The 26,207-nt window shown below is 44.7% G+C and carries 28 protein-coding genes; 18 read left to right on the forward strand and 10 right to left on the reverse strand.

Going from position 1 to position 26,207, the window contains the following annotated elements:
* Window positions 1-76: 76 nt before the first annotated feature.
* From pyrH to rpsB, 3 genes are all read right to left on the reverse strand, one after another.
* Window positions 77-802 carry a UMP kinase gene (gene pyrH, locus R7O12_RS00270; protein WP_005380329.1) on the reverse strand — a complete coding sequence of 242 codons (726 nt, stop codon included), beginning with the start codon at window positions 800-802 and terminating at the stop codon, window positions 77-79.
* 147 nt (window positions 803-949) lie between these two features.
* The gene (gene tsf, locus R7O12_RS00275) at window positions 950-1,795 is read right to left on the reverse strand and encodes a translation elongation factor Ts (RefSeq protein WP_005380328.1); all 846 of its coding nucleotides are present in this window, start codon (window positions 1,793-1,795) and stop codon (window positions 950-952) included.
* Window positions 1,796-1,927: 132 nt separating this feature from the next.
* Complete coding sequence (gene rpsB / locus R7O12_RS00280) at window positions 1,928-2,656, reverse strand: 30S ribosomal protein S2 (protein WP_005380327.1); 729 nt, start codon at window positions 2,654-2,656, stop codon at window positions 1,928-1,930.
* 384 nt (window positions 2,657-3,040) lie between these two features.
* On the opposite strand from rpsB, the gene map reads away from it, so the two are divergent.
* The 3 genes from map to R7O12_RS00295 all read left to right on the forward strand — a co-directional run bounded on the left by map (window position 3,041) and on the right by R7O12_RS00295 (window position 7,178).
* Complete coding sequence (gene map / locus R7O12_RS00285) at window positions 3,041-3,919, forward strand: type I methionyl aminopeptidase (RefSeq protein WP_005380326.1); 879 nt, start codon at window positions 3,041-3,043, stop codon at window positions 3,917-3,919.
* 108 nt (window positions 3,920-4,027) lie between these two features.
* A complete protein-coding gene (gene glnD, locus R7O12_RS00290) occupies window positions 4,028-6,652 on the forward strand; it encodes a bifunctional uridylyltransferase/uridylyl-removing protein GlnD (protein WP_017636037.1) in 2,625 nt (874 codons plus the stop codon).
* A gap of 142 nt (window positions 6,653-6,794) precedes the next feature.
* Window positions 6,795-7,178 (forward strand): DUF3461 family protein, encoded by a 384-nt coding sequence (locus tag R7O12_RS00295; RefSeq protein WP_005380322.1) that lies wholly within the window; start codon window positions 6,795-6,797, stop codon window positions 7,176-7,178.
* Window positions 7,179-7,268: 90 nt separating this feature from the next.
* Here R7O12_RS00295 and truC read toward each other — a convergent pair whose 3' ends face one another.
* Together truC and R7O12_RS00305 are read right to left on the reverse strand one after the other, a co-directional pair.
* The gene (gene truC, locus R7O12_RS00300) at window positions 7,269-8,039 is read right to left on the reverse strand and encodes a tRNA pseudouridine(65) synthase TruC (RefSeq protein ID WP_086046979.1); all 771 of its coding nucleotides are present in this window, start codon (window positions 8,037-8,039) and stop codon (window positions 7,269-7,271) included.
* 4 nt (window positions 8,040-8,043) lie between these two features.
* Window positions 8,044-8,358 carry a YqcC family protein gene (locus R7O12_RS00305; RefSeq protein ID WP_086047155.1) on the reverse strand — a complete coding sequence of 105 codons (315 nt, stop codon included), beginning with the start codon at window positions 8,356-8,358 and terminating at the stop codon, window positions 8,044-8,046.
* A 76-nt stretch (window positions 8,359-8,434) separates the two neighbouring features.
* Between R7O12_RS00305 and R7O12_RS00310 the strand changes: the two genes are divergently transcribed.
* Together R7O12_RS00310 and R7O12_RS00315 are read left to right on the forward strand one after the other, a co-directional pair.
* On the forward strand, window positions 8,435-9,472 hold the full coding sequence (locus R7O12_RS00310) for a DUF3549 family protein (RefSeq protein ID WP_285399731.1): 1,038 nt from the start codon (window positions 8,435-8,437) through the stop codon (window positions 9,470-9,472).
* 13 nt (window positions 9,473-9,485) lie between these two features.
* Window positions 9,486-9,785, forward strand: coding sequence for a DUF3301 domain-containing protein (locus R7O12_RS00315; RefSeq protein WP_005380315.1), 300 nt, complete (start codon window positions 9,486-9,488; stop codon window positions 9,783-9,785).
* Here R7O12_RS00315 and R7O12_RS00320 read toward each other — a convergent pair.
* Entirely contained in the window at window positions 9,745-10,230 is a 486-nt protein-coding gene (locus tag R7O12_RS00320) for a GNAT family N-acetyltransferase (protein ID WP_005380314.1), read from the reverse strand. The two genes, R7O12_RS00315 and R7O12_RS00320, sit on opposite strands and share 41 nt — an antisense overlap.
* Window positions 10,231-11,162: 932 nt before the next feature.
* On the opposite strand from R7O12_RS00320, the gene R7O12_RS00325 reads away from it, so the two are divergent.
* The 8 genes from R7O12_RS00325 to R7O12_RS00360 all read left to right on the forward strand — a co-directional run bounded on the left by R7O12_RS00325 (window position 11,163) and on the right by R7O12_RS00360 (window position 18,327).
* A complete protein-coding gene (locus tag R7O12_RS00325) occupies window positions 11,163-11,456 on the forward strand; it encodes a hypothetical protein (protein ID WP_033905520.1) in 294 nt (97 codons plus the stop codon).
* Window positions 11,453-11,902, forward strand: a complete 450-nt coding sequence (locus R7O12_RS00330) for a YaiI/YqxD family protein (RefSeq protein WP_005380310.1) — start codon at window positions 11,453-11,455, stop codon at window positions 11,900-11,902. The genes R7O12_RS00325 and R7O12_RS00330 overlap by 4 nt, the downstream gene beginning before the upstream one ends.
* Before the next feature lie 194 nt (window positions 11,903-12,096).
* On the forward strand, window positions 12,097-13,086 hold the full coding sequence (locus R7O12_RS00335) for a ketoacyl-ACP synthase III (RefSeq protein WP_172840021.1): 990 nt from the start codon (window positions 12,097-12,099) through the stop codon (window positions 13,084-13,086).
* Entirely contained in the window at window positions 13,083-14,069 is a 987-nt protein-coding gene (locus R7O12_RS00340) for an NAD(P)-dependent oxidoreductase (RefSeq protein WP_318105078.1), read from the forward strand. Before R7O12_RS00335 ends, R7O12_RS00340 begins: the two co-directional genes overlap by 4 nt.
* Window positions 14,038-14,901, forward strand: coding sequence for an MBL fold metallo-hydrolase (locus R7O12_RS00345; RefSeq protein WP_017820759.1), 864 nt, complete (start codon window positions 14,038-14,040; stop codon window positions 14,899-14,901). The genes R7O12_RS00340 and R7O12_RS00345 overlap by 32 nt, the downstream gene beginning before the upstream one ends.
* On the forward strand, window positions 14,889-16,157 hold the full coding sequence (locus tag R7O12_RS00350) for a F390 synthetase-related protein (protein ID WP_318105080.1): 1,269 nt from the start codon (window positions 14,889-14,891) through the stop codon (window positions 16,155-16,157). Before R7O12_RS00345 ends, R7O12_RS00350 begins: the two co-directional genes overlap by 13 nt.
* Window positions 16,145-17,257, forward strand: coding sequence for an ATP-grasp domain-containing protein (locus R7O12_RS00355; protein ID WP_318105082.1), 1,113 nt, complete (start codon window positions 16,145-16,147; stop codon window positions 17,255-17,257). The genes R7O12_RS00350 and R7O12_RS00355 overlap by 13 nt, the downstream gene beginning before the upstream one ends.
* Entirely contained in the window at window positions 17,254-18,327 is a 1,074-nt protein-coding gene (locus tag R7O12_RS00360) for a hypothetical protein (RefSeq protein ID WP_318125533.1), read from the forward strand. The genes R7O12_RS00355 and R7O12_RS00360 overlap by 4 nt, the downstream gene beginning before the upstream one ends.
* 106 nt (window positions 18,328-18,433) lie before the next feature.
* Here R7O12_RS00360 and R7O12_RS00365 read toward each other — a convergent pair whose 3' ends face one another.
* The 3 genes from R7O12_RS00365 to R7O12_RS00375 form a co-directional block, all read right to left on the reverse strand.
* Complete coding sequence (locus tag R7O12_RS00365; RefSeq protein ID WP_005380301.1) at window positions 18,434-20,020, reverse strand: AbgT family transporter; 1,587 nt, start codon at window positions 20,018-20,020, stop codon at window positions 18,434-18,436.
* 229 nt (window positions 20,021-20,249) lie between these two features.
* On the reverse strand, window positions 20,250-20,375 hold the full coding sequence (gene ykgO, locus R7O12_RS00370) for a type B 50S ribosomal protein L36 (RefSeq protein ID WP_005380299.1): 126 nt from the start codon (window positions 20,373-20,375) through the stop codon (window positions 20,250-20,252).
* Between the two features lie 3 nt (window positions 20,376-20,378).
* Entirely contained in the window at window positions 20,379-20,639 is a 261-nt protein-coding gene (locus R7O12_RS00375; protein WP_318125534.1) for a type B 50S ribosomal protein L31, read from the reverse strand.
* Between the two features lie 123 nt (window positions 20,640-20,762).
* Between R7O12_RS00375 and tsaA the strand changes: the two genes are divergently transcribed.
* The 5 genes from tsaA to R7O12_RS00400 all read left to right on the forward strand — a co-directional run bounded on the left by tsaA (window position 20,763) and on the right by R7O12_RS00400 (window position 24,640).
* A complete protein-coding gene (gene tsaA, locus R7O12_RS00380; RefSeq protein WP_213962841.1) occupies window positions 20,763-21,458 on the forward strand; it encodes a tRNA (N6-threonylcarbamoyladenosine(37)-N6)-methyltransferase TrmO in 696 nt (231 codons plus the stop codon).
* Between the two features lie 111 nt (window positions 21,459-21,569).
* Entirely contained in the window at window positions 21,570-23,285 is a 1,716-nt protein-coding gene (locus R7O12_RS00385) for a proline--tRNA ligase (protein ID WP_005380292.1), read from the forward strand.
* 177 nt (window positions 23,286-23,462) lie between these two features.
* On the forward strand, window positions 23,463-24,131 hold the full coding sequence (locus R7O12_RS00390) for a tellurite resistance TerB family protein (RefSeq protein ID WP_318105087.1): 669 nt from the start codon (window positions 23,463-23,465) through the stop codon (window positions 24,129-24,131).
* 111 nt (window positions 24,132-24,242) lie between these two features.
* Window positions 24,243-24,449, forward strand: coding sequence for a YaeP family protein (locus R7O12_RS00395; RefSeq protein ID WP_005391765.1), 207 nt, complete (start codon window positions 24,243-24,245; stop codon window positions 24,447-24,449).
* Window positions 24,449-24,640 (forward strand): DUF4250 domain-containing protein, encoded by a 192-nt coding sequence (locus R7O12_RS00400; RefSeq protein ID WP_005380289.1) that lies wholly within the window; start codon window positions 24,449-24,451, stop codon window positions 24,638-24,640. The genes R7O12_RS00395 and R7O12_RS00400 overlap by 1 nt, the downstream gene beginning before the upstream one ends.
* A 104-nt stretch (window positions 24,641-24,744) precedes the next feature.
* Here the strand turns inward: R7O12_RS00400 and R7O12_RS00405 are convergent, their stop codons facing one another.
* Window positions 24,745-26,109: a sodium-dependent transporter gene (locus R7O12_RS00405; protein ID WP_042521397.1), complete on the reverse strand. Its 1,365-nt coding sequence runs from the start codon at window positions 26,107-26,109 to the stop codon at window positions 24,745-24,747.
* Window positions 26,110-26,207: the final 98 nt, after the last annotated feature.

Here is a 26,207-nt window from a genome sequence, read left to right on the forward strand (position 1 = left end):
TTCCTGAAGAAAGCCTAAAACGGTTGAGCAAAGCAAGCACCACCCTAACGCTTTGGAGTGGCACCTTAAGCCAAGCTTATTCGTTGATGAGCGTGCCTTCTGCTTCGCCCATAACCACGCGACGTAGTGCGCCTGGCTTGTTCATATTAAATACGCGGATTGGCATTTTGTGGTCACGAGCTAGCGTAAACGCCGCCAAGTCCATAACTTTCAGCTCTTTATCCAGAACTTCTGCATAAGATAGCTTATCATACAGCTCTGCGTCTGGGTTTGCTACAGGGTCAGCAGTAAATACACCATCAACTTTCGTCGCTTTTAGTACGACATCCGCTTCAATTTCGATACCACGTAGGCAAGCAGCAGAATCCGTTGTAAAGAACGGGTTACCCGTACCAGCAGAGAAGATGACAACACGGCCTTGGCGAAGCTCACGGATCGCATCAGCCCAATTATAGTCGTCACATACGCCTTTTAGAGGAATGGCAGACATAACGCGCGCATTCACGTATGCACGGTGAAGAGCATCGCGCATCGCTAGGCCATTCATTACTGTAGCAAGCATACCCATGTGGTCACCAACTACGCGGTTCATACCAGCTTCAGCTAGGCCTGCACCACGGAACAAGTTACCGCCACCGATAACTACACCAACCTGAACACCCAGTTCAACCAGTTCTTTAACTTCTTGTGCCATACGATCAAGGACCGCAGGATCAATACCAAAACCGTCTTCACCTTGAAGAGCTTCACCACTCAGTTTTAATAGAATACGTTGATACGCTGGTTTAGGGTTCGTAGTCATGGAGTTTACCTTCCAAAGAGAGTTGTTGATTAACAGTCATGAATAGACACAACTTCAGTTATGGCTATTCATCACGGCTAATCGTTCACTGCTCATAAAAAGACCGCAGCCTTGGCTACGGTCTAATCTTTATACAGTCTCTAAGGATTAACCTTTTTGAGCTGCTGCAACTTCTTCAGCGAAGCTCATTTCTTCTTTCTTCTCGATACCTTCACCTACTTCTAGGCGAACGAACGTAGAAACTGAAGCACCTTTTTCTTTCAGCATTTCGCCTACAGTTTTCTTAGGCTCCATGATGAAAGCTTGACCTGTTAGAGAGATCTCGCCAGTGAATTTCTTCATGCGGCCAACAACCATCTTCTCAGCGATTTCAGCAGGCTTGCCTTCGTTCATTGCGATTTCAACTTGAACCGCTTTCTCTTTTTCTACTACGTCAGCTGGTACGTCTTCTGGGTTAACGAACTCAGGCTTAGAAGCAGCAACGTGCATTGCAACGTGCTTAAGAGTTTCTGCGTCGCCTTCACCAGCAACAACAACACCGATTTTCTCACCGTGACGGTAAGAAGCGATTGCAGTGCCTTGAACGTATTCTACGCGACGGATAGTGATGTTTTCACCGATTTTAGCTACTAGAGCTACACGTGCGTCTTCGAATTGTGCTTGTAGTTCTTCAACAGAAGCTTTTGAAGCTAGAGCTGCAGCTGCAACTTCTTCTGCGAATGCAGTGAAGTTACCGTCTTTAGCAACGAAGTCAGTTTGGCAGTTAACTTCAAGAAGAACAGCAACGCCGTTTTCTTCTTTGATGATGATTGCGCCTTCAGCTGCAACGTTACCAGCTTTCTTAGCTGCTTTCGCTGCGCCAGATTTACGCATGTTTTCAATTGCTAGTTCGATGTCAGCGTTTGCTTCTACAAGCGCTTTCTTACATTCCATCATGCCAGCGCCAGTACGCTCGCGAAGTTCTTTAACTAGAGCAGCAGTTACAGTTGCCATTCTGTCTTCCTCGTTTGATTCGAAATAAGGTAAAAAACAGGGGCCTAACATTGTCGGCCCCCATTGCTAACTATAACTTAGTTTATGCTACACAAAGGTTTCACATAGACCAAGTGTGACACAGAGCCGCTATTATTCAGCTTCTACGAAACCGTCTTTTTCAGCAACTGCAGCTACGTCTTTGTTACGACCTTCAGATACTGCTGAAGCAGCAGCGTTCAGGTATAGCTGTACAGCGCGGATCGCGTCGTCGTTACCTGGGATTACGTAGTCAACGCCGTCTGGGTTAGAGTTAGTATCTACCACAGCGTATACTGGAATACCTAGGTTGTTAGCTTCTTTAATTGCAATGTGTTCGTGATCAGCGTCGATTACGAATAGAGCGTCTGGTAGGCCGCCCATGTCTTTGATACCACCAAGAGATTTCTCTAGCTTCTCCATTTCGCGAGTACGCATTAGAGCTTCTTTCTTAGTTAGTTTGTCAAAAGTACCGTCTTGAGATTGAGTCTCTAGTTCTTTTAGACGCTTGATAGACTGACGAACTGTTTTGTAGTTTGTAAGCATACCGCCTAACCAGCGGTTGTTTACGTAAAACTGGTTGCTTGCGATTGCAGCTTCTTTAACAGCTTCAGATGCAGCGCGCTTAGTACCTACGAATAGAACCTTACCTTTCTTCTCGCCAACTTTAGCTAGTTCAGCTAGAGCGTCGTTGAACATTGGTACAGTTTTTTCTAGGTTGATGATATGAACTTTGTTACGAGCGCCAAAGATGAATGGCTTCATTTTTGGGTTCCAGTAACGAGTCTGGTGACCGAAGTGAACACCAGCTTTTAGCATATCGCGCATTGATACAGTTGCCATTTTAAAATCCTCTATGGGGTTAGGCCTCCACATTCCCCATAACTCCGACCAAGCTTCTGCTCAGCACCCCGGAATATGTGACGGAATGTGTGTGATTTAAAGATAAAAGGTTATTCGGATGAAGCTTGCTTCGCCGCTTAACTTTGCTAAACGAAGAGAACAGTCCTCTATTCCGGCGCGCTTTATACCATATTTTAGCTCACTGTGGCTAGTAAAAATTATTTCTTCACCGAGCCACTTTCTCCTATTTATAAGCAAAACTTTAAACATATGATCGAATTAAGAATGATGCATATTCCTATCTAACTTGGGTTAACGCCCCGATGTCTGATAGAATGCGGCCATTCGCACGTTTACGTGCTTAGGAATAAGTAGAGAAAGCCAATGTCAATCAAGATTAAAACTGCTGAAGAAATAGAACGCATGCGCATTGCGGGCAAGCTAGCCGCAGAGATTCTAGAAATGATCGAACCACACATCAAAGTTGGTGTGACGACAGAAGAGTTAAACAAAATCTGTCATGAGTACGCTCTAGAAAAAGGCGCATACTCTGCTCCGCTTGATTACCATGGTTTCCCTAAGTCGATCTGTACTTCAATCAACCATATCGTATGCCACGGTATTCCAGCGGAAAAAGACGAAATCGGTAGCAACGGCCAAATGAAGCCGGCGGTACTAAAAGATGGTGACATCTTAAACGTTGATATTACCGTAATCGTTCCAAATGATGAGAATGCCGATCTGAGCGTGCGTCCTCAGGGTTACCATGGTGACACTTCTAAGATGTTCCTAGTCGGTGATGTTTCGCCTGCAAACAAACGTCTGTGCATGGTAGCTCAAGAAGCACTGTACGTTGGTATGCGTACCGTTAAGCCAGGTTCAACGGTTGGTGACATCGGTACAGCTATCGAGAAGTACATCAAAGAGAATAACAAGAACAATCCTCGCAACAAGTTTTCTATTGTGAAAGACTTCTGTGGCCACGGTATCGGCGATGAGTTCCATGAAGAACCACAAGTGGTTCATTACAAGAACAAAGACCGCCGCGTATTAAAAGAAGGCATGTGCTTTACTATTGAGCCGATGATTAACGCAGGTAAATTTGGTTGCTCTGTTGATGCACAAGATGACTGGACTGTTTACACGGGCGACGGCAAGAACTCTGCGCAATGGGAACATACCATTGTTGTAACAAAAGAAGGTTGTGAAGTACTGACGCTTCGTAGCGACGATACGATTCCTCGCCTAATGAAAAACGCGTAAAGCTGACGACCACTCGTTGTTTACTATATCCCTGCTTCGGCGGGGATATTTTTTATCTGCCGCAAATTTGTTAGATTGTTATTAGATTAGCTTGCACGGATGGCAAATATGACACTTCAGTCCCCTCTTACCTTTTCCGATGAACAAATCAATATCGGTGAACTCAAACAAGAATTAGAGAAGTTTAGCTCTAATCAAAACCAAGAGTTTCTCAATCATCATCCGGTAACAAGCTTGGTTTTAGCCAGAGCTGAATATATGGATCTGCTTCTCAATCGTTTGTGGCAACATTTTGGTTTCAAGGATATTTACAACATTTCCCTAGTTGCCGTTGGTGGCTACGGACGAGGCGAGCTGCATCCGCTCTCCGATATCGATATTTTGATTCTGTCGAACAATAAACTGCCAACCGCGTTAGAAGCAAAAATCAGCGAATTCATTACGCTGTTGTGGGATTTAAAACTCGAGGTCGGACACGCTGTTCGCACCGTTACTGAATGTGCTGAAATTGGTAAAGCCGATCTAACGGTCGCGACAAACCTGCAAGAAGCGCGACTGCTGTGTGGAAGCGAGGACACCTTTCAGGCACTGAAGAAAGTCGTGTTATCAGACTCCTTCTGGCCAAGTGAGACGTTTTACCGCGCTAAAATTCAAGAGCAGCGCGAACGCCATGCACGTTACCACGACACGACCTACAACTTAGAACCGGACATTAAATCAACCCCTGGCGGGCTGCGCGATATTCATACATTAAGCTGGGTCGCTCGACGTCACTTTGGTGCTACTTCATTGTTGGAAATGAGCCGATACGGATTTTTAACTGACGCAGAATACCGAGAATTGGTTGAATGTCAGGACTTCCTTTGGCGAGTACGTTTCGCTCTGCACATGGAGCTTCGCCGCTATGACAACCGCTTGACCTTTGCTCATCAAGCACAAGTTGCGGAAAATCTAGGCTACGTCGGAGAAGGCAACCGAGGCGTAGAAATGATGATGAAAGAGTTCTACCGCACGCTTCGTCGTGTGGCAGAGCTCAATAAAATGCTACTCAAACTCTTTGACCAAGCGATCATTAATGGTGGGGCGACAGAAAGTGCCGAGATTCTCGATACGGACTTTCAACGTCGCGGTTCTTTAATTGAAGCGCGGAAACCCGCATTGTTCCAAGCTCGCCCAGAAACTATTCTGGATATGTTCTTACATATTGCTAACGACTCAACTATTGAAGGGGTGAGCCCACCAACGCTGCGTCAACTGCGCACCGCTCGGCGTCGGCTCAACAAGTTTTTGCACACCATTCCTGCTGCGCGTGAAAAGTTCATGGCGTTATGTCGTCACCCTAATGCTCTTCACAAAGCATTCAGCCTCATGCACCGATTAGGGGTTATGGCGGCCTATTTACCGCAATGGAGTCAGATTGTTGGTCAAATGCAGTTTGACTTATTCCATGCCTACACCGTTGATGAACACAGTATTCGCTTACTTAAACACATCAACACTTTTAGTGACCCAGAAAATCATGCGAAGCACCCTATTTGCTGTGACGTCTACCCTCGGATGCAAAAGAAAGAGCTGCTGATTATTGCCGCTATTTTCCACGATATCGGGAAAGGTCGTGGCGGCGATCACTCGATTATCGGTGAAGGAGAAGCGTACGACTTCTGCATTGAGCATGGTTTATCGAAGCCCGAAGCGAAACTTGTCGCTTGGTTGGTAAGACATCATCTATTAATGTCTGTCACCGCACAGCGCCGAGATATTTATGATCCTGATGTCATTACCGAGTTTGCCAAAAAAGTCAGAGACGAAGAATCTCTCGATTATCTTGTATGCCTGACAGTTGCAGATATTTGTGCAACCAACCCAGAACTTTGGAATGCTTGGAAACGAACTTTACTTGCGGAGCTGTATTACTCCACACAACGTGCTTTACGTAGAGGCCTAGAGAACCCTGTCGATGTGCGTGAGCGAATTCGCCACAATCAACAAATGGCCTCCGCAATGCTGCGCAAAGAGGGGTTTGCCGCGCGCGAAATTGAAGTATTGTGGCAACGCTTCAAAGCTGACTACTTCCTTCGTCATACCCATACGCAAATCGCGTGGCACTGCGAACACTTACTTCGCATGGAAGATCCGACTAAGCCTTTGGTGTTGATCAGTAAAAAAGCCACTCGTGGCGGCACTGAGGTGTTTGTATATACGAAAGACCAGCCTGCTTTATTTGCGACAGTCGTGGCGGAGTTAGATAGGCGTAATTTTAATGTACACGACGCGCAAATCATGACCAGCAAAGATGGGCACGTGATTGATACCTTTATGGTACTCGATCAACATGGCGAAGCGATCGATGAGTCTCGTCACGCCGCGGTGATTAAACACCTCACTCATGTACTGGAGGCAGGCCGACCAACCAAGATTAAAACGCGCCGTACTCCGAACAAACTTCAGCACTTTAACGTGAAAACCAAAGTCGACTTCTTACCAACCAAAGGTAAAAAACACACTTTAATGGAGTTTGTCGCGCTAGACACACCAGGGCTGTTGGCCAAAGTAGGCCGTACGTTTGCTGATTTAAATATCAACCTTCACGGTGCCAAAATCACCACCATTGGTGAGCGAGCAGAAGACTTGTTTATTTTAACCAGTGATGCAGGGGGAAGATTAAGTGAAGAACAGCAAGATGAGCTAAGAGAGAGATTGATCGAAAAGTTATCTGATGAGGTCGCAGCTTAGATCAAACCTGCCAATCTTTTCGGTTCAGGGCGAGAGCGATCTTGCCCACAAGTTAAGCATTTTGGCTAAATATCAGCTATCTAGCTCATACATAGGCTGCTACAGTTATATCAATATCAATTCGATGTAATAGAGGTAGCCTATGTATCCCCACCTCACTGGTTTGGGTATTCACGACCCTAAGCAGATTGAACGTTATTCCCTACGCCAAGAAGCACACAAAGACGTACTCAAGATCTATTTCCACAAGCAAAAAGGCGAACTATTCGCTAAAAGCGTTAAATTCAAATACCCACGCCAAATCAAAAATGTTCTTGTTGATAGTGGCAGTCACAAATATAAAGAAGTAACGGAAATCAACCGTAACCTCACATTAGTCATTGATGAACTGAATAAAATCACTAAGCCAACGAAACAACCTGAGGTTGATGTAAAAGAGAAAATTCTTTCAGACCTTCGTCATTTAGAAAAAGTCGTTTCGAGTAAGATCGCAGAGATCGAAGCGGATCTTGAAAAACTAAAGTAAACGTTAAGTCTTAAATTTTAAAAAAGGGTTAGCATTGATACTAACCCTTTTTATTTGTACCCAATCATTATCTAGATCTAACTGCACCGATTATCTGTTAATCATCGATTCATCCCACTCAAATCGAGTGAACAATTGCTGCCAAGTTTCATCAAGATTGGCCGTCATGACAATCTCTTGATCGGTAAATGGATGGACGAACCGTAACTCTGAAGCATGCAGTAGCAGACGATGAGATTCAAACTCTGTGCGATACAGCTTGTTGTGCTTTCCATCCCCGTGCGTTGTATCACCCACGATCGGATGGCGTAGATGTGCCATATGACGACGAAGTTGGTGCTTACGCCCCGTTTTAGGTTTCATCTCAACTAAGCAATAACGCGTTGTAGGAAATTTACCCGTCGAATAGGGAACCTCCACTTTAGCCAACGGCTTATATTCCGTCACCGCTTCTTGCGCCTCTTTTTCTTGTGAAGCGAACTTATCCGCAATCTTGTCTAACTCGACTTTGAGCGCGTAATCCAAAACGCCCTCTTCCTCAATCCAACCGCGTACTATTGCGTGGTATGTCTTTTCCATTTTATGTTCAGCAAACATCGGCATGACTTGTGATGCGACTTCACTCGACAACGCAAACACGAGCACACCAGATGTTGGGCGATCCAGACGATGCAATGGGAACACATGCTGACCAATTTGGTCACGCAAAGTTTGCATGACAAACTGAGTTTCGTGTTTATCTAACCAACTGCGATGCACTAACATGCCTGCAGGCTTGTTGACCGATACAAAATATTCATCCTGATAAACGATCTCCAGCTCAACTGGTTCTGAAGATCGCGTTAGTTCTTGTTCTAGCATTCGTTTACTTACACAGTTCGTCAATGGTTCGGATTGTAACGAGCAGCTCGGCGAACTGCGGTTCCTGCTTCCACGCTTCCGAAAAATAGGGCTCGAGAGAAAACCCTCTTGGCAGTGGTTGGTTATTTTTCACTAGTGCGTGCATTCTGGCTATAAAGATCCACTGCAACCACTCATGAGGGTGCAATGTATCAATCGCAAATGGCTCCGTACTTTGTAAGGCTTGCTCTGAAGGCATAGTGTATTGCCACAATTTATGCTCTCTAAGCTGCGCTTCAAGTTGGTGAAGTAAGTCGACCAATTGAGTATTTGTTACCATTAATTCTATCTCGAACCTTGAATTAGCCGAGAATGATACCATTTCTTGTGAAAAGAACGTTAGGACGTCGTATTTAATGGAAAACATTCAAACCCTCACTCAACTGTTGAACAACAGCCACTGTGATTATCAAATCTTCGATCTTGGTCGCCGTATCAAAACCATCGCTAAGAAAGAGTTTATCGATGTAGAAAAAGGTCAAGCACCTTACCCATTTCCAATGCAACGTAAAGCACACCTTGCCATCGCGTACTGGAATGAACAAAAGCAACCTTGGATTTGGTTTCTAAAGTTTGAATTGGACGAGCGCGGTTTGTTAAAGCAAGCGGATATCGGCAATTTCATTAAATACGTAGTGGAGGCTATGGGAACACGCCTCAATGATGATATCACTGAAGAGCAACAGCAAAAGCTGTCTAACAACCCATACACTTTCAAACCTTCCGAAGATAAAATGGCCGTGTTTCATAGCCAGGTCCGCGCAAACCTCAATCTTCCTACCAGCCAATATTACGAGCATACCCAGCATTACTTCTCTGGAGGTTTAGGCTGGGATAATTGGCAAACTGTAGGTCTGCAAGGTATCACAGACATAGCCGCTCGCCTGGACAAAGAGCAAAACGGGGTAATGATACGCAAAGCGTTGAACCACCTACCAAATGAGCCACTTTATGCCCTATTAGGTGCGCTTGAGCACGTAGAGCTTCAAGAGCGTTTAGCAGAACGTATCGCGGAAAAGGCACAGCAAGAAATCGCAAGTAGCGAACCTGATCTCTTCCTACTTTCAGCACTTATCCGAGCCCTTGCTGGTGCACCACCAGAAGTCGCCTCTCCAGTATTAGATGCGATATTGCATAGCCCTCGTTTAAGCCATCAGGAGGTATTGATTGGTGTGGCGGGTCGCGCTTGGCACTTACTCGCCAATGAAAAGGTAGCAGAACAGTTTTTGCTGCGTTTAGCTCAAACCGGTAATCAAGCCCTATTTAATCAGTTATTTGCCGATTTAGTGATGCTGCCAGAGTTAAGAATGGTGTTATTGCCTTTACTGCATTCAAACCCATCAGAGGAACTAGCAAATGCGCTAGTAAGCTTACAACAAACAACAAAAAGCTAAGAAAGGTTCAGGAATGATTGGTGATCTTTTAGCAATTTTAGGGCTCTGCTTTTTCTGTTACCTGTTTTGGCAACAGCGTCGCCAAGCCGAACTCGCAAAAGCGGCCATCACGCGTAAATGTGAGCAATTGGATCTCCAATTAATCAGCATCGCCTTTGGTGCCCATAAACTAAAAACGCCAGACGGAGTCTGGCGTTGGCATACGGTGTATCAATTTGAGTTTTCATCTCTTGGTGACGATTGCTACCAAGGAGAGTTAACCATGGTCGGTTTCAGGCCGCAGAACTTTCACCTACCACCGCATCGCTTGTAAATTCCATTTCAAAGTAAGGACCATATATATCCTTACTTTCTTTTGTTTCAACAAATCCCAGCTTTTTCAGTACCGCCATAGAAGCTTGATGATTGCTATTCACGTTAGCTTTCACCTTATTCAAGCCCAACTCACGGCACGCTTTGGGGAAAAATGCTTTTAGTGCTTCTGTTGCTAACCCTTTACCCCAATATGATTTATCAAAAATAAAACCTAATTCAGGTTCGGAATCGAGATTAGCAATGAACACGTGCCCCATATAGTCACGACTGGTGCTCTCTAGCACTGCCATACTATAAATGTTCTCATCATCCAGTATTTTCTCAAACATCTGTTTGGCAGACGCAACTGTATACGGACCATTCAATTCAGCACGGTTTTTCGCACAGCAATTCAGCATGACGAATTCTAGTTGCAACGACTCATTGTAGGGTAGAAGAAGCATTCTTCTGGTTACTATGGCCACATCTGTTCCTTGATTACAACAAACTTAATCTATCCGCAGATCACAAACTCGATGAGCTGAACATGCTCAATGATTGCGGGCATAACACCTTGTAGAGAAGCCGAAAGTTAAACCAACTGGTTGGAAAGGATATTGATCTGAGTTGTTTTTTATTAAGTGTTATTAGGAATTTATATATTTTGTGATATTGATATCCCCAAATAACATCGAGATGCTTAATTCAATGAGAACACTGGATATCGTTTTTATATAAGAAAGACCCCGACACATAAGTATCGGGGTCATGGTCTTACTCGCAGCAGTCCGGCTACTAAAAGTGCTCCATGCATCATCCATAATAGTGGCTGATTCCGTCAGCTTATTCCTTACGTCGCCGTCCTAGCGGTGTCCTTATCATCCTGACTGCTAACATTCCTCGTTAGCACACGTCACTTGTTCCTTGAGCGGTGTCCCTTGCATCTTCCTGATGCTGTCCATAACCTCAATCCTAGAGGGGTCCATTGTCTATCCTTAGTCATCAACATCCTATTGATGATCGTATCCTTACAATGTCCTACGCTCCATGCTTGATTAATCATCCTGACCAACCAAATCGTCTTCCTGACGATAACCAAATCCTTGGTGCTTTCCTGTTCCATGTCTGCTTCCTGCTGACAACTCTCAATTTACGCCTTTTCCAAAAATAGACAATCTATCTAAGATAAATATTTGGCTCTCACATTGGTTAACAAGTTGTTAAATCATTATTTATCAGAAACTTAAGCTCTTCAGCTTCTCTTTTTCCGCTTACGAAATCGTTTTCTCTCACAACCTATGTAAGAGATCTCTCACACTACACTCTCCAAAATGCCATTCGCCAAATTAGCGCACTCAACGTATGATGATAGATATATCGTTGTTAAGGATTAAAAATGTTAACTCAAGACGTTACTAAAGAATTAGAAGCGGCAATGGAACAGTTGCAACAACAAGGAAAAGAGCCAACCGTAGCGTTAGTGAAAGCACGATTGAAAACGCCAGTTCCAATGCCAGCGTTAATCACCGCAATAAAAAGTTGGAAGAGTGCTCAACGCGTACCCAAGGTTGAAATCGCAGCACAACACCACACCGATAATGATCGTCTTGAAGCCCTAGAACACACCGTAAAAATGCTAGCCATTCGTATTGAAGAGTTAGAAGCGAAACTCAGTGAGAAATCATCATGAAGTTATGGGTAGATGCAGACGCGTGTCCGAAAGTTATTCGCGAAACCATTGTGCGTGCCGCCGAGCGTACGGGGATTGAATGTACGTTTGTCGCTAACCACGTTGTCCCTGTGCCGAAAAGAGACAACATCCACTCGCTACAAGTCCCTGCGGGATTTGACATCGCAGACAACGAAATCGTCAAGCGTGTAGAAGCCAACGATTTGGTGATCACGTCAGATATTCCGCTTGCAGATGAGGTTATCTCTAAAGGCGCTCAAGCCCTCAGTTCTCGTGGCGAGCTCTATACAAAAGACACCATCAAAGCTCGCCTAAATATCCGCGACTTTATGGAAACCATGCGTTCAAGCGGAATTCAGACAGGTGGGCCCGCCGCGCTTTCTCAAACCGATCGACGCGAATTTGCAAACCATTTGGATCGTATTTTGGCGAAATTTAAGAAGTAACCCTCACTCTATTCATATTGAGCCAGCAAATAAAAGCCTGGCTCATTCCTGAAAATTCATTCTCAGCATTGCACCCAAAGCGTGCTCTTACTCCCATTTGTTTTGTTCTGTTTATTTTTCATCTCGCTCACCATAGCTTCAATATGCAACGTGGTTTATTTTGAACGACGTTTTTAATAAGTGTATAGAGAATAATGGGCTTTAACATCGTTTCCAGTGGAAGCTACCTGCCAACGAATCAATGGTCTGATCGAGAGATGGATCACTTCCTAAAATTAGCGCCAGGGACCTGCCGAAATAAATTCGACGTTGAATATCGTCATGTAGCCAATACAAAAGAGACCGCTATTTACATGGCGGTGCAGGCAATAGAGCAGTGTTTAGGAAACACACATACCTTAAGCTCCGTTGATCTCCTTATCTACGCTAGCGGTACACACCACCAGTCTCTACCCTACGACGCTTCAGCGGTTCTCGCCGCGTTAGACGCTCCAACATGGCTAGAAAGCTTTGATTTGAACAGCACCTGTTTATCCTTTCTCTCTGCGCTTGATCTTGCTCAGAGTCTATTCTTAGCAAAACGGTACCGTCGGATTCTTATTGTCACCAGCGAACTCGCCACTGGCATCACACTGAATCGAAATTTTACGCTCAAACCAGAAGTTGCAACCTTATTCGCGGACGGTGCCGCCGCATTTTTGCTCGAAGAACACAACGATGATGGATTGCTCACCAGTCACTTTGAAACGCATCATACCGGGTATTCATTTTGTCAAATTAAGGGCGGAGGTAGTCATATCAATCCGCATACCTCCGAGCATCAAGCCTATTTAAAAAGTTGCCAGTTTGAGATGGAGGGCAAAGCACTCTTTAAACATGTGCGTAAAGCCTTACCAGCGTTTCTAAAAAAAGGGTTTGACGCCTCTCCGGTAACACTCGGCGATATTGATTATTTTCTTCCTCATCAAGCCAGCGCGCATGGATTAAAAAAACTGCCTTCACTCACCGGGCTACCAACAGAGAAAACCGTTAATCACTTTTCGACTTTGGGAAACCAAGTCGCCGCCTCACTCCCAATTAACTTACACTGGCTGCGTAATCAGCCAGAAGCCGCAGGAAAACATGTGTTATTAGCTGGTACCGCCGCAGGGTTGTCACTAGGGATGGGAGTGCTAAAACTATGAAGATATTGGTCACTGGTGGCAGCGGGATGTTGGGTAGCGCAATTCTGAGAATGTTTCACCAGCAGCATGAACTGCACTTTACAGCACGAAATACAGTCATCGCTAAACAACTCGCCGAGCAATTCGATATTATCCCACATATAGTCGATTTAAGAGACCACTCAGCAGTTCATGCGGTATGCCAAGGTATGGATGCAATCATCCATTGTGCCGCTCTCTCAAGCCCATGGGGAAAGTGGCAGGCGTTTTATCAAGCCAATGTAGATGCCACCAAAAACCTCGTCAATGCGGCTAATACCTATCAAATCTCGCGTTTTATCCATATTTCCTCCACCAGCGTCTACTTTGACCATCAAGACCGTTGGAATATTCGAGAAACCGACGCCATAGCTTCATACTGGTGTAATGATTACGCACACACAAAATACCTATCGGAAATTGAAGCCGTAAAAGGCCAAAGCAAAGCGATCATTTTAAGACCGCGTGGCATTTTTGGACCCAATGATCGCGCGATTATCCCAAGAGTGCTTAAGGCGATAAAAAACAACACTCTGCTTCTGCCATCGGGTAGAAATCCTGTGGTTGATCTGACCTATGTAGACAACGTTGCCCATGCAGCGATGCTCGCTTGCACTCAGGCAGGCCAACTTCAGCATGGTGATGTGTTCAACATTTCCAACAACGAACCAATGCCAATTGAGACTGTTCTGCAAGCTTTATGTGAGGGGTTAAACCTAAAAGTAACGTTACAATCATTACCATACGGCGTTGTATCACCATTATTAAAGCTCAGTGAGCAAATACGAAGGCACTTACCACATCAGCCAGAACCAAGGCTCACCTCATACAGCGCAGGATTGTTTAACTATCATCAAACTCTGGATATCAGCAAGGCGAAACAAACACTGAATTACCAACCGCTTTTTTCAATTCAAGAAGGAATACAGCAGTATGCAAACTGGTCTAAAAATAAAAATCTTTGAGGCTGGACACTGCGTACACCCAGGCTTTGTTGTCAAACCAGGTTCTGGTATCAAGCCTAGAGCATTTCCGGCAGCCGTTGCGTTAATTCAGCACCCAACACAAGGCAACATCCTGTTTGACACGGGATATCACGAGCATTTTTTTAGCGCGACTCGCCCCTTCCCTGAACGTTTTTATGCTTGGACAACACCTTGTCGCTATAAAAAAGAACACGGAATTGTTGCGCAGTTAGCAAAAGAAAGTCTCAAACCTCATGATATTGAACACTTAGTACTTTCCCACTTCCATGCTGATCACATTGCTGCCGTGTCTGAGTTTTCCCACTCTCAATTGCATTGCCAACAAAAAGGGGTGGATGCAATTACTAAAAGTGGTCGAATTGGAGGCGTAAGAAAAGGATACCTAAAAGCTCTACTTCCTCCACAACTTGAATCTAACTTATTCATTCATAGTGACTTTTCTGTATCAATCAGCCAAATTCTTCCTCAGTGCCAAGGTGTTAATTTGCTCTGTAAAGACATGTTCGACGATGGATTTATTTATATGGTTAGCTTGCCAGGCCATGCAGCTGGCCAAGTGGGCTTGCTGGTTAAAAGAGACCAAGGTTGGCTGTTCTTACTCGCCGATGCATGCTGGTTAATCGAGAGCTTGAGTGAAAATATCGATCAACATTGGCTGGCGAACATGCTTTGCGATGATACAAAAGCCTATAAAAACACCCTCTCCGAGTTGAGAAGTTGCTACCAACAAACCCACCACTTTGTTCGCTTCGTGCCTTCACATTGTCAGGAAACTATCCAGCAGCTAATCAAAGAAGGATGGATGAAGTGAGAACGCTTATCTCAGAATTCTGGCGAACCCGCTACCGCCCCTTCGGCTCAAGGGAACAAGTCGAAACATGGCAGCAACAACACTTAACGCAACACTTGGATTGGGTATGCCGCCATTCACCGTATTACCGCTCACTTCAAGGTGCACCACTCAGTGATTTCCCTATCATGAATAAGCAAACCATGATGGAGAACCTTTCAGAGTTGAATACGAAGGGCTTAGATGCTGAACAGTTAATGCAGCAGGCACTCAAAGCAGAGCAGTCACGCAACTTTGCCGCTTCGAAAGTTGGCGATGTTACTGTTGGGCTTTCTTCGGGCACATCAGGCATGCGCGGGCTGTTTCTTGCTGACAAGCAGGAAACACAACTGTGGGCCGGCAATATATTGGCTCGCCTTTTGCCCAACCTATGGCAAAAGCACCGAATTACACTAGCCTTGCGGGCCAACAGCCCACTGTATAAATCCGTCGCGAAAGGGCCTGTTACATTCTCTTATGCCGATTTAACCAAACCTTACCAAGAATGGATAAAAGAGCTAGATGAGTTCCAACCCACGCTTTTGGTTGGTAGTGCGCAAGCTCTTCAGCTCTGTGCCCAGTTCAGCGGTCAATTTGGTCAACCCGAAATTCAACCACAGCGGATCATTTCTGGTGCAGAAGTCCTAACTGAGAGTGACCGTCACTTTATTTCTCAACGGTTCGACAGCGAACTCCATGAAGTCTATCAATGTACCGAAGGTTTTCTTGCATGTACGGATCAGCATGGACAAATGCGCTGGAATCAAGATGTTGTTTACATCGAAAAACATTGGCTGAATACCGAACGTACTCATTACAGCCCAATCATTACCGATTTTCGTCGTAAAACTCAGCCAATTATTCGTTATCAGCTCGACGATATTATTGAGAATAAACAGGATAATGGCGTATTTGAACCTCTTGGCGCGATTGCCGGACGATGTGGTGATCGCCTCACGCTAAACGCAAACCAGGTCCCAGTGACGGTGTTACCAGATCTCATCTACCGCGCTATAACACTATCCGCCCAAAGTCGCGTGGATTACCGAATCACCCAAACAGGGTCACAAGCCATTCAAATTGAAGCGGATGTTCACCACCATCGGGTTATACATCAAGCCTTGATAAAGTTGTTTGACCAATTGCGGCTTGATCCTGTCAGATTTAGTTACCGCCCTGCGCCTATTTGGACGCCAATGAATAAACAACGACGTGTGGTGAACATATGCGGGTCTTAATCACCGGAGCCCGAGCACCAGTTGCACTAGAGTGGGCAACTATGTGTATGCATCATGGACATGACGTAATTCTCACCGATTCGCTAAAAAAACCTCTAGGATCGTTTTTGCGAGGCATTGAGTCTTATATACCCACCGCTTCGCCTCGATTTGCGTTTCCCACCTATCAACAGCAGATCCTAAAAATCATTACTCAGATGCGTATTGATATGGTGATACCCACTTGTGAAGAAGTGTATTACTTGGCTCATGTTGCCAAACAATGCCCAGAAGTAGATTTTTTTCTGCCCAATGTAGGACTACTCAATGCCCTGCACAACAAGTTGACCGTCTTTGAACAGCTTCAAGATTTGCCAGAAATTACACTTCCCAAAACTCGTTTGGTCGCTGATAAAAGTGAGATTGAAATTAATAAGAGAACCGTTCTAAAGCCCGTTTACTCTCGGTTTGGCGGGCAAGTCATAAGAGATGTGACGACTCAGTCTATTTCTGCCGCCACGATATCGCCCCTTTACCCTTGGGTTCAGCAACAAAAAATCCATGGGACTCCGGTGTGTAACTATGCCATTTTTGAACATGGTGACCTTAAGGCACACCAAGCTTATGTGCCGAAATACTGTGTAAACGGCTCGGCCGCCAGTGCTTTTCAGCCGATCTCATGCAAACGACTAGATACATTTATCGCAGCTTTTGGTAAACGTCATACTTATCATGGGCAAGTGTCGTTTGACTTCATCAAATCACAAGATGAACTCTACGTGATTGAATGTAACCCAAGAGCCACCAGTGGTTTGCACCTACTCTCGTCTCGATGCAACCAACTGCTTCCTAATATGGAGTTTACCAGTCCTTCCAAGCAGCGATTGCATCATTTAGGTCCAATAACACTCATCGCGGAAGGTGGATTATCCCTATTTAAGGCTCGAACTTGGCAAGATTGGTGGTCTGGAGTGAATGTAATGCAACAGCATAACTTGCCGGTAGGGAGCCAAATCCAGAGTGTGTTTGAATTACTCCGGTTAGCTAGGCAGAACAAGACGAAGTGGAGCGACGCTTCTACCGTTGATATTGAGTGGAATGGAGAGGCATTGAACTCATGACACTTTCCTCTCAAGAATGGCATCAAACCTTTATCACTCTTATGCAGTCAAATCCTATTGATGAATGCACAGCAAGCTTTGGTTGCTACTATATCGATGATGTTGCCATTCCTTACTCCGTAACACCAAAAATACCAAACAACTGTTATGCAGTCTCCCCTATGACACTGCTTAGTGGCTACGCCGAAGAAGAGCTTCACAAAGTCAAAAATATGGCTGTTCGATGGGTATGTAAGTTACTTATTAATATGACTAAACCAATCTTATCATTGGCTGGATTGGATCAAGTCCAAACGCTCAACAATCAGTGCTTGTCCACCAATATGTATAGCGAACAATGGGCAGCCTTAAATCTCGATGAACTGCGTCGCGTCGCACTCGATCAATACCCCACCTTTCCCTTGGTGCTTCGCTCCCTCAACCAGCGTCAGCATTCACACTTAATTCAGCGATTGAAGCAGCCAAAATGGCAAAGCTTGGTAACACGACAAGTGTATTTACTTGATGATTGGCAAGCGTTCAGCTTCAACCGAGATTTAACGAAAGACTTCAAACTGCTTAATGATAAAGATTGGCAGTTTAGGCTACTGACCACTGATGAAGAGTTTCAGCGTGCCAAAGAGTTATATGACATGCTTTACCTTGATAAATACAGCCTCAATAACATCCAGTTTTCAACCCAATATTTAAAACAGGTGAGCCAGAACAAATTAGTACATTTAGTGGGACTGTTTTATCAAGAAGAGATGCTGGCTACGTTAGGCATTGTAGAAATTGATAATGATATGACTTGCCCAATTTTTGGCTACGATACCAATAAGCCACAACGCCTCGCATTGTATCGTCGAATATCGGCCTATACCATCCGCCATGCAATGATATACCAGCGTCGCTTTAATATGAGCTCAGGCGCTCCGGCTTTTAAACGCAACAGAAAAGCCCGGCCAGAAATTGAATTTAGCTATGTTTATATTGCGCACTTACCTTGGTACAAACGCATAATTTGGAAAAGCTTGTGCTGGCTCACTCAGCACTTTTATCGCCCTTTGTTGATGCGTTTTCAGCTATAAACCGACATCTATAATCAGGTAAGCCTGCGTACACAGTCTCAATCGATAAAAAAGCCTGCGACGTTCGCAGGCTTTTTATGATGGAGCTGTGTGAGGTAACCGTTTTCTACGGTGTGTAGTATGTTGCTGCGCCAGGGCCTACTGGTAAACCAAATACGAATACCCATAGGTAGAACAGCACACTCCAACCTACAATGAAGCAGATTGAGTAAGGTAGCATGGTCGCGATCAGCGTACCGATACCTAAGTTCTTCATGTAACGAGTCGCTACGGCAAGAATCAAACCAAAGTAGCTCATCATTGGAGTAATGATGTTTGTCGTCGAGTCACCAATTCGGTAAGCAGCCTGAATCGTTTCCGGTGCATAACCAACAAGCATCAACATAGGAACAAAAATCGGAGCCGTTACTGCCCACTGTGCCGATGCCGAACCAATCATTAGGTTGATAAAGCCACACATCAGGATGAAGGCAAAGAACAACATTGGGCCAGTTAAGCCAATTTCTTGCAGGAAGCTAGCGCCAGCAACCGCGAATACCTGACCGAAGTTAGTCCATTTAAAGAAAGCAACGAACTGAGCCGCAAAGAAAACTAATACAATGTACATGCCCATAGAAGACATAGATTTCGCCATTGCATCAATTACATCGCGATCCGTCTTCATCGTGCCCACAACTTTACCAAACACAAAGCCTGGAATAGCAAAGAACACAAAGATGAATGCCACGATACTTTTCAGGAATGGTGAACCTGCAATTGTACCTGCATCAGAACGTAGGATGCCGTCTTCTGGAACAACCGTCCAAGCAAGCAGCGCTGAAACAACCAGTACAGCAACACCTGCTAGTTTTAGGCCTTTCTTCTCAATGTCTGTTAAGCCACCCATTTTGTCGTTCGACAAATCTTCTGAGGCTTCTTCTTCACTGTATTTGCCAAGCTTTGGCTCAACAATTTTTTCAGTAACAAACGCACCTGTGATTGCAATGAAGAATGTCGACACAAACATGAAGTACCAGTTAACTTCTGGACCAACAGTGTAAGTTGGGTCGATCATTTGCGCCGCCGTTTCAGTAATGCCTGACAACAGCGGGTCAACCGTACCAATAAGTAGGTTTGCTGAGTAACCACCAGATACACCAGCGAACGCCGCAGCAAGACCGGCAAGTGGGTGACGACCTAAAGAATGGAACAGCATTGCAGCCAGTGGAATAAGTACCACATAGCCAAGCTCTGATGCCGTATTTGAAATGATACCCGCGAAAACGACCGTCACTGTTACCATGCGTTGAGATGCACCCATGACTAAGCCACGCATTGCTGCAGATAGCAAGCCTGAGTATTCAGCAATAGCAACACCCAACATCGCAACCAATACCGTACCCAAAGGTGCAAAGCCGACAAAGTTTTTCACTAGATTGGTAACGATTAGTTCAAGGCCATCAGCGTTAAGCAAGCTAACGACATGAATCATGCCATCCGCGGCACGACCTTTTGCACCCTCAGGACGAGGATCAACTACGGAAACTTCGAAGTATCCTGCAATACCCGACATCACCAGAATGGCTAAACAGAAAATGGCAAATAGTGTGATCGGGTGGGGTAATAAGTTCCCCAAATATTCGACAGTATCCAAAAAGCGCGTAAACAGCGGCTTCTTAGGCGAGTTTTGTTTAATTGAATCAGATGAACTCATCTGTTCCCTCCTTGTTTTTATTCCTATGCAAATGTGACAAAAATGTCAAAAAGCGTGCGAAGGGTACTTGAGTAGAAGGTCAAATAAAAGCCCTAAATGTTACAAACTGTGACGAACAGAGGCATTTATAACCAACATTGAATAAAAATGTAGATATTTCATCCATGTAAGATAATTAACTCAACATTATCAATTAAACAAAACCATAAGCTAGATATATGCAGGCTGATTACTTTTGCACAGCTTTGAATCTCGGGTTCGTTTTACAAATAACATAAAGACGCCCTCTCCGTTTTACAATCTGGCAATCCGGATGACGACTTTTTGCACTTTTTAATGATTTTACTACCTTCATGATTTATTCCTTTTCGCTCTTAAATTGACCAAAACGACGGTTGAAGTTCGCAATGCGACCTTCGGTTTGTACAACGCGCTGTTTACCGGTGTAGTACGGGTGAGAAGCTGACGACACATCTAACGTAAAGTAAGGGTAAGTTTTGCCATCTTTCCATTCGATGGTTCTCTCCGTTTTCAACTTAGAACCAACGACAAAGTACTTATCTACACTCGTGTCGTGGAACACCACAGGACGATATTCAGGGTGGATTCCTGGTTTCATAATACTTTTCCTTTCAATTAAATTGTTATGTTATAACATTTTAATTAATAATCATTATCAACAAGAAAAGCAAGAGAAATTTGTGATACTTTTCATCTCAATGAATTCTTAAAGATGTCCACCATGTATTCCATCGACCCCATCGGCGTCATTGAGACACCGTACAAAGAAAAGTTTGCAGTTCCGCGCCAACCACGCTTAGTACCAGAGGCTAAAGCACGCGTAAAACTGTTAGGTGCAGCAAATAGCCCTGAAGCAGTGCGTGGGCTAGAACAGTTCTCTCACGTTTGGTTGTTGTTTCTATTTGATCAGAATCTGGAAGCTGGTTGGAAACCAACTGTACGTCCGCCACGATTAGGCGGCAATGAACGAATTGGTGTCTTTGCCTCGCGCTCGACTTTCCGTCCAAACGGAATCGGAATGTCAGCCGTTGAAGTGAAAGGAGTCACTAAGCAAGGCGATCAAATCTATCTTGATTTAGGCAGTGTAGATCTCGTGGATGGGACACCGATTGTGGATATTAAGCCTTATATCCCCTATTCGGATTCTATTTCGGAAGCACAAGGCGGATACGCAGACCAAGAGCCAGAAAAGTCACAAGTCACCTTTTCTGCTCAAGCATTAGCAACGATAGAAAATCGATCCGATACTGACTATGTAAGATCAGTCATTGAACAAGTTCTGGCACAAGATCCTCGCCCTGCATATAAGAAAAACAAGCCGGACGACAAAGAATATGCGGTAAATTTGTTCGACTTGAACGTAAAGTTCACAGCAACAAGCAACTTAATAACGGTTACCGCTATTGAAAGCTTTTGACAAACGCAATTGGCTGATATTATAGACGGCTAACAAATTTCCCTTTCGGGAACTCCCATACTCCTGCTTATTCAAGCTTGGGTATCTAACTTAAATAAACGGATAAATTTAATGCGTACCAGTAATTATCTTCTTTCTACTCTGAAGGAGACTCCAAACGACGCAGAAGTAGTGAGCCACCAGCTCATGCTACGTGCAGGTATGATCCGTAAGCTGGCTTCAGGTTTATACACCTGGCTACCTACTGGTCTACGTGTACTGCGTAAAGTCGAAAACATCGTTCGTCAAGAAATCGACAATGCAGGCGCAGTCGAAACTTTGATGCCCGTTGTTCAGCCGTTTGAACTATGGGAAGAGACAGGCCGCAGCGAAAAGATGGGCCCTGAGCTACTTCGCTTTACTGACCGTCATGTTCGTCCGTTTGTACTTAGCCCAACCGCTGAAGAAGTGATCACTAGCCTTGTTCGCAATGAAGTGAGCTCTTACAAACAGCTTCCGCTAAACCTGTACCAAATCCAAACTAAATTTCGTGACGAACGACGCCCACGTTTTGGCGTAATGCGTTCACGTGAATTCTCAATGATGGATGCATACAGCTTTGACATTGATAAAGACGGACTACAAAAGTCATACGACGCAATGCATGATGCTTACTGTAAAGCATTCGATCGCATGGGTCTGGATTACCGTCCTGTACTTGCAGATAGCGGTGCTATCGGTGGTAGCGGCTCTCAAGAGTTCCACGTACTGGCTGAAAGCGGCGAAGATATCATCGCATTTTCTAGCGAGTCAGATTACGCGGCAAACATTGAAAAAGCAGAAGCACTAGCTCCAGCCTCTGAGGCTGCGGCACCAACACAAGAAATGACGTTGGTTGATACGCCAAACGCGAAAACAATCGCTGAATTGGTTGAGCAGTTCGAGCTACCAATTGAAAAAACAGTGAAAACACTGTTTGTGAAAGCATCTGACGAAGTTGATGCGCCAATCATCGCGCTTATTATTCGTGGTGATCATGAACTGAACGAAGTGAAAGCAGAAAACCTTCCTCAGGTTGCAGCTCCACTGGAAATGGCATCTGAAGAAGAAATTCGTGCGCTTATCGGTGCAGGCCCAGGTTCACTTGGCCCTGTTGGCCTTAAACTGCCGTTCATTGTTGACCGCAGCGTTGCGGTAATGAGCGACTTCGGTGCGGGCGCGAACATCGATGGCAAACACTACTTCGGTATTAACTGGGGTCGTGATGTAGAGCTTGGCCAAGTTGAAGACCTACGTAACGTTGTGGAAGGTGACCCAAGCCCATGTGGCAAGGGCATTATCCAGCTTAAGCGTGGTATCGAAGTTGGCCATATCTTCCAACTAGGTAACGCTTACTCCGCAGCGATGAACTGTGGTGTACTGGGTCCTGATGGTAAGAACGTCATCCTAGAAATGGGTTGTTACGGTATCGGTATCACTCGCGTAGTAGCGGCTGCTATTGAACAAAACCACGACAAATACGGCATCATCTGGCCAGATGCAATCGCACCATTCCAGGTAGCGATCGTTCCAATGAACATGCACAAGTCAGAAGAAGTGAAAGAAGCCGCTGAGAAATTGTACGCTGAGCTAACAGCAATGGGCATCGAAGTGCTATTTGACGACCGTAAAGAACGTCCAGGCGTAATGTTCTCTGACATGGAGCTTATTGGTGTACCGCATACCATTATTATCGGTGACCGCTCAATGAAAGAAGGCAACTTCGAATACAAGAACCGTGCTACTGGTGAGAAAACAGCAGTCGCAATGACTGACATTGTTGAGCACGTAAAAGCTCAACTAAAGTAAGCACTAGACGAGTTCGCATTTGAAGTAGTTTCAAATAGTTAAAAAGGGTTGGCTTCGGTCAGCCCTTTTTATTACAGCTCAACGCCCCCCTCCACCTTTTTCGAACTATTCACTTTGTTAATCTTTGGTTCAGCTTCTTGCTATTAAACTGATTTCATCATCTAAAGGAGGTCAGTTATGGATTTAAAAAGTCTTCTAAACCAAGCACTCAAATCAGACTTACTTAAGCAAGGTGCAGATGCATTGGGCAAACAAACCAACAACATCAAATCCTCATCAAATTCAAGTAGCCTAAAAACGCTAGGAGCAGGTGCTGTAGGCGGAGGCCTCATCGGTATGCTGATGGGCTCAAAGAAAAGTAAAAAAATGACTAAAAAAATAGGGTCAAGCGCATTAAAAGTCGGTGGCGCAGCTGCGCTTGGAGCCTTGGCCTACAAAGTGTATAACGACTGGCAAGCCAAGCAATCCGGTCAAGGTGTTCAAGAAACCTTTGACCCCGATGACAGTAAACACAGTGTCTTAATTTTAAAAGCAATGATTGGAGCTGCAAAAGCTGATGGTCACGTTGATGAAGAGGAAATGGCTCGCATTGAACAAGCTCTCGCGGATATGGGCGCAGATGAGCACGTTCGTCACCTCGTTCAGCAAGAGTTAAACAAACCGCTTGATCCTGCTGAAATTGCTAATCAGGCGACCTCTCCTCAACAAGCGTCAGAAATTTACCTGGCGTCTTTGATCTTCGCTGATGAACAAAACTTTATGGAAAAAGCGTATCTGCAAGAACTAGCAAAACAACTTCAACTTTCACCAGAAGTCACTCAGCAGTTAGAAGCACAAATGCAGTGATTAAATCTCGCTCAAGCAAACCTTCAACTTGAGCCAAAACAACTCTGTACTTTGAGTTTCAAATCCGCTGTGTGTATATTGAGATAAGTTATCATTTAGTGGAAAGAAAACATGCAAGTATACGGCTGTTGTGAACTGGTTCGTGAGCTTTATGCTCAGATTGGTAGTGGCGATCAAGCTTATATTCCCCAAGCAATTTCATGTGCAGTTAAAGCACTGAACGATGTTGCAGCGGATGAGTCCCTGCCTAAAGAAGTGCGTGAAAAAGCGGCATTTGCTGCGGCAAACCTACTGATTTCAGATTTTGAGGATAAGTAATGAATCTAGCGAACTTTGAATCCATGGATCCTGTCATGCTGATGAGCATTGTGAATATGAAGCTACGCGACGACTTCGGTGGTGACTTAGATAAACTGGTGGCTTTCTTCGATATCGAACGCACAGCACTGGAGACAAAACTGGCTTCTGCTGGTTTTGACTTTCTTCCAGAAGCAGGACAATTCCGTTAATCAACACCATTCTTGGCGGATAACCGAAACGAGAATAACCAATATGAAAAAGGGCTTGATGAGTTACCATCAAGCCCTTTTCTTTTATTCGATAGGCGTCTCGGTTAGCCAAATGAAGCCCAGATGACTGTCGCCACAAGAATTGGACATACAAACTTCACATACGCAGGCCATAACTTACCAAACCAACCTTGCGTAAACTCCGGGCAACCTTGCTCAAGCTCTTTGATTTTTGAGTTGCGATTCCATACCCAACCACCAAATAAGCAGAATAAGAGCGCAGCGGTTGGTTGTAGATACTGAGTAGCAACCGTCGCGACCATACCAAACAGAGCGCCAAAGTTATAAACAATCACCACACTGAACAAGGCAATGAGACCACCTAAAACCCAGCTCGTTGCGCTGCGCTTAGTATTGAAGCGCTCACTCACTAAAGCCACTGGACACTCTAACATTGAAATGGAGGACGTTAGCGCCGCAATCGTCAGCAATAAGAAGAACACAATAGAGAACAATTGACCAAGCAAACCTAAGCTATCAAACATCAATGGCAATACGGTAAATACCAACGTATCAGAGCTTAATAGAGAGCCATCTTCTGCATAGATCTGAACGCCTTTTTGCATTGCCACAAACATCGCTGGCATCACCACTAATCCTGCAATGAAAGCAACGGCAGTATCTACCATGGTCACGTTCATCGCCATCTTTGGTAGGTTCTCTTTCTTACTCAAGTAAGAGCCATAAATCAGCATTGAACAGCCACCGATCGTAAGCGAGAAGAAGCCCTGCCCCATTGCAGCAAGAATCAACTTGCGGTCCCATACCTTTTCAAAATCCGGCACTAGGTAATGTTTCAGACCTTCCATCGCACCGTTTTGCGTCATGATGTAAGCAAATAGCAGAGCAAACAGAACAAACAATGCTGGCATCAAACGTGTGGACCACTTCTCAATACCTTGTTTTACGCCACCTTGTACGATGAGAATCGTCAGTACATAAAAAGTAATGGTTCCGAACAAGTTACGTTCAACACTAAAGTCCTTTAGCCATTGAGTTGCAGCTTCTAACCCCATTAGATCTGTGATTGCACCCAGTAAAAAGCAGATCAACCAACCACCAACAATTGAATAAAACGCTAAGACAGCGCTTGGTACGCTTAAACCAATCCAACCCACAATGCCGCCGAGTTTTTTACCGGTAGGGTTATCTGTGATTGCACGCATACTGTCTACAGGGTTGGCTTGACCATGGCGACCAATCGCCATTTCAACCACCAGCATCGGAAATGCGACGATAAGAATCATCACCAAATAAACTAATAGGAAAGCACCGCCACCATTACTGGCTGCTTGAGTTGGGAAGCCCCAAATATTGCCAAGGCCAACTGCGGCACCTGCGGCAGCTAAGATGAACCCGAGACGAGAGCCAAAATGCTCGCGAGGCTGAGAAGAGGTTTGCTGTGTCATACTACTCACACAAAAATATCATTGAACTAGCTAACTAGTACACTATAGCAATATTCACTATTCAACAAGAGTACCTCGGTTAAATCCTCGACAGTTGA

The sequence above is a fragment of the Vibrio sp. Vb1574 genome, from assembly GCF_033338675.1.

What these genes read in the sequence shown, in the direction of transcription:
- pyrH (WP_005380329.1), bottom strand. Translation starts at nt 802, where the DNA reads ATGACTACGAACCCTAAACCAGCGTATCAACGTATTCTATTAAAACTG.
- tsf (WP_005380328.1), bottom strand. Translation starts at nt 1,795, where the DNA reads ATGGCAACTGTAACTGCTGCTCTAGTTAAAGAACTTCGCGAGCGTACT.
- rpsB (WP_005380327.1), bottom strand. Translation starts at nt 2,656, where the DNA reads ATGGCAACTGTATCAATGCGCGATATGCTAAAAGCTGGTGTTCACTTC.
- map (WP_005380326.1), top strand. Translation starts at nt 3,041, where the DNA reads ATGTCAATCAAGATTAAAACTGCTGAAGAAATAGAACGCATGCGCATT.
- glnD (WP_017636037.1), top strand. Translation starts at nt 4,028, where the DNA reads ATGACACTTCAGTCCCCTCTTACCTTTTCCGATGAACAAATCAATATC.
- R7O12_RS00295 (WP_005380322.1), top strand. Translation starts at nt 6,795, where the DNA reads ATGTATCCCCACCTCACTGGTTTGGGTATTCACGACCCTAAGCAGATT.
- truC (WP_086046979.1), bottom strand. Translation starts at nt 8,039, where the DNA reads ATGCTAGAACAAGAACTAACGCGATCTTCAGAACCAGTTGAGCTGGAG.
- R7O12_RS00305 (WP_086047155.1), bottom strand. Translation starts at nt 8,358, where the DNA reads ATGGTAACAAATACTCAATTGGTCGACTTACTTCACCAACTTGAAGCG.
- R7O12_RS00310 (WP_285399731.1), top strand. Translation starts at nt 8,435, where the DNA reads ATGGAAAACATTCAAACCCTCACTCAACTGTTGAACAACAGCCACTGT.
- R7O12_RS00315 (WP_005380315.1), top strand. Translation starts at nt 9,486, where the DNA reads ATGATTGGTGATCTTTTAGCAATTTTAGGGCTCTGCTTTTTCTGTTAC.
- R7O12_RS00320 (WP_005380314.1), bottom strand. Translation starts at nt 10,230, where the DNA reads ATGCTTCTTCTACCCTACAATGAGTCGTTGCAACTAGAATTCGTCATG.
- R7O12_RS00325 (WP_033905520.1), top strand. Translation starts at nt 11,163, where the DNA reads ATGTTAACTCAAGACGTTACTAAAGAATTAGAAGCGGCAATGGAACAG.
- R7O12_RS00330 (WP_005380310.1), top strand. Translation starts at nt 11,453, where the DNA reads ATGAAGTTATGGGTAGATGCAGACGCGTGTCCGAAAGTTATTCGCGAA.
- R7O12_RS00335 (WP_172840021.1), top strand. Translation starts at nt 12,097, where the DNA reads ATGGGCTTTAACATCGTTTCCAGTGGAAGCTACCTGCCAACGAATCAA.
- R7O12_RS00340 (WP_318105078.1), top strand. Translation starts at nt 13,083, where the DNA reads ATGAAGATATTGGTCACTGGTGGCAGCGGGATGTTGGGTAGCGCAATT.
- R7O12_RS00345 (WP_017820759.1), top strand. Translation starts at nt 14,038, where the DNA reads ATGCAAACTGGTCTAAAAATAAAAATCTTTGAGGCTGGACACTGCGTA.
- R7O12_RS00350 (WP_318105080.1), top strand. Translation starts at nt 14,889, where the DNA reads ATGGATGAAGTGAGAACGCTTATCTCAGAATTCTGGCGAACCCGCTAC.
- R7O12_RS00355 (WP_318105082.1), top strand. Translation starts at nt 16,145, where the DNA reads ATGCGGGTCTTAATCACCGGAGCCCGAGCACCAGTTGCACTAGAGTGG.
- R7O12_RS00360 (WP_318125533.1), top strand. Translation starts at nt 17,254, where the DNA reads ATGACACTTTCCTCTCAAGAATGGCATCAAACCTTTATCACTCTTATG.
- R7O12_RS00365 (WP_005380301.1), bottom strand. Translation starts at nt 20,020, where the DNA reads ATGAGTTCATCTGATTCAATTAAACAAAACTCGCCTAAGAAGCCGCTG.
- ykgO (WP_005380299.1), bottom strand. Translation starts at nt 20,375, where the DNA reads ATGAAGGTAGTAAAATCATTAAAAAGTGCAAAAAGTCGTCATCCGGAT.
- R7O12_RS00375 (WP_318125534.1), bottom strand. Translation starts at nt 20,639, where the DNA reads ATGAAACCAGGAATCCACCCTGAATATCGTCCTGTGGTGTTCCACGAC.
- tsaA (WP_213962841.1), top strand. Translation starts at nt 20,763, where the DNA reads ATGTATTCCATCGACCCCATCGGCGTCATTGAGACACCGTACAAAGAA.
- R7O12_RS00385 (WP_005380292.1), top strand. Translation starts at nt 21,570, where the DNA reads ATGCGTACCAGTAATTATCTTCTTTCTACTCTGAAGGAGACTCCAAAC.
- R7O12_RS00390 (WP_318105087.1), top strand. Translation starts at nt 23,463, where the DNA reads ATGGATTTAAAAAGTCTTCTAAACCAAGCACTCAAATCAGACTTACTT.
- R7O12_RS00395 (WP_005391765.1), top strand. Translation starts at nt 24,243, where the DNA reads ATGCAAGTATACGGCTGTTGTGAACTGGTTCGTGAGCTTTATGCTCAG.
- R7O12_RS00400 (WP_005380289.1), top strand. Translation starts at nt 24,449, where the DNA reads ATGAATCTAGCGAACTTTGAATCCATGGATCCTGTCATGCTGATGAGC.
- R7O12_RS00405 (WP_042521397.1), bottom strand. Translation starts at nt 26,109, where the DNA reads ATGACACAGCAAACCTCTTCTCAGCCTCGCGAGCATTTTGGCTCTCGT.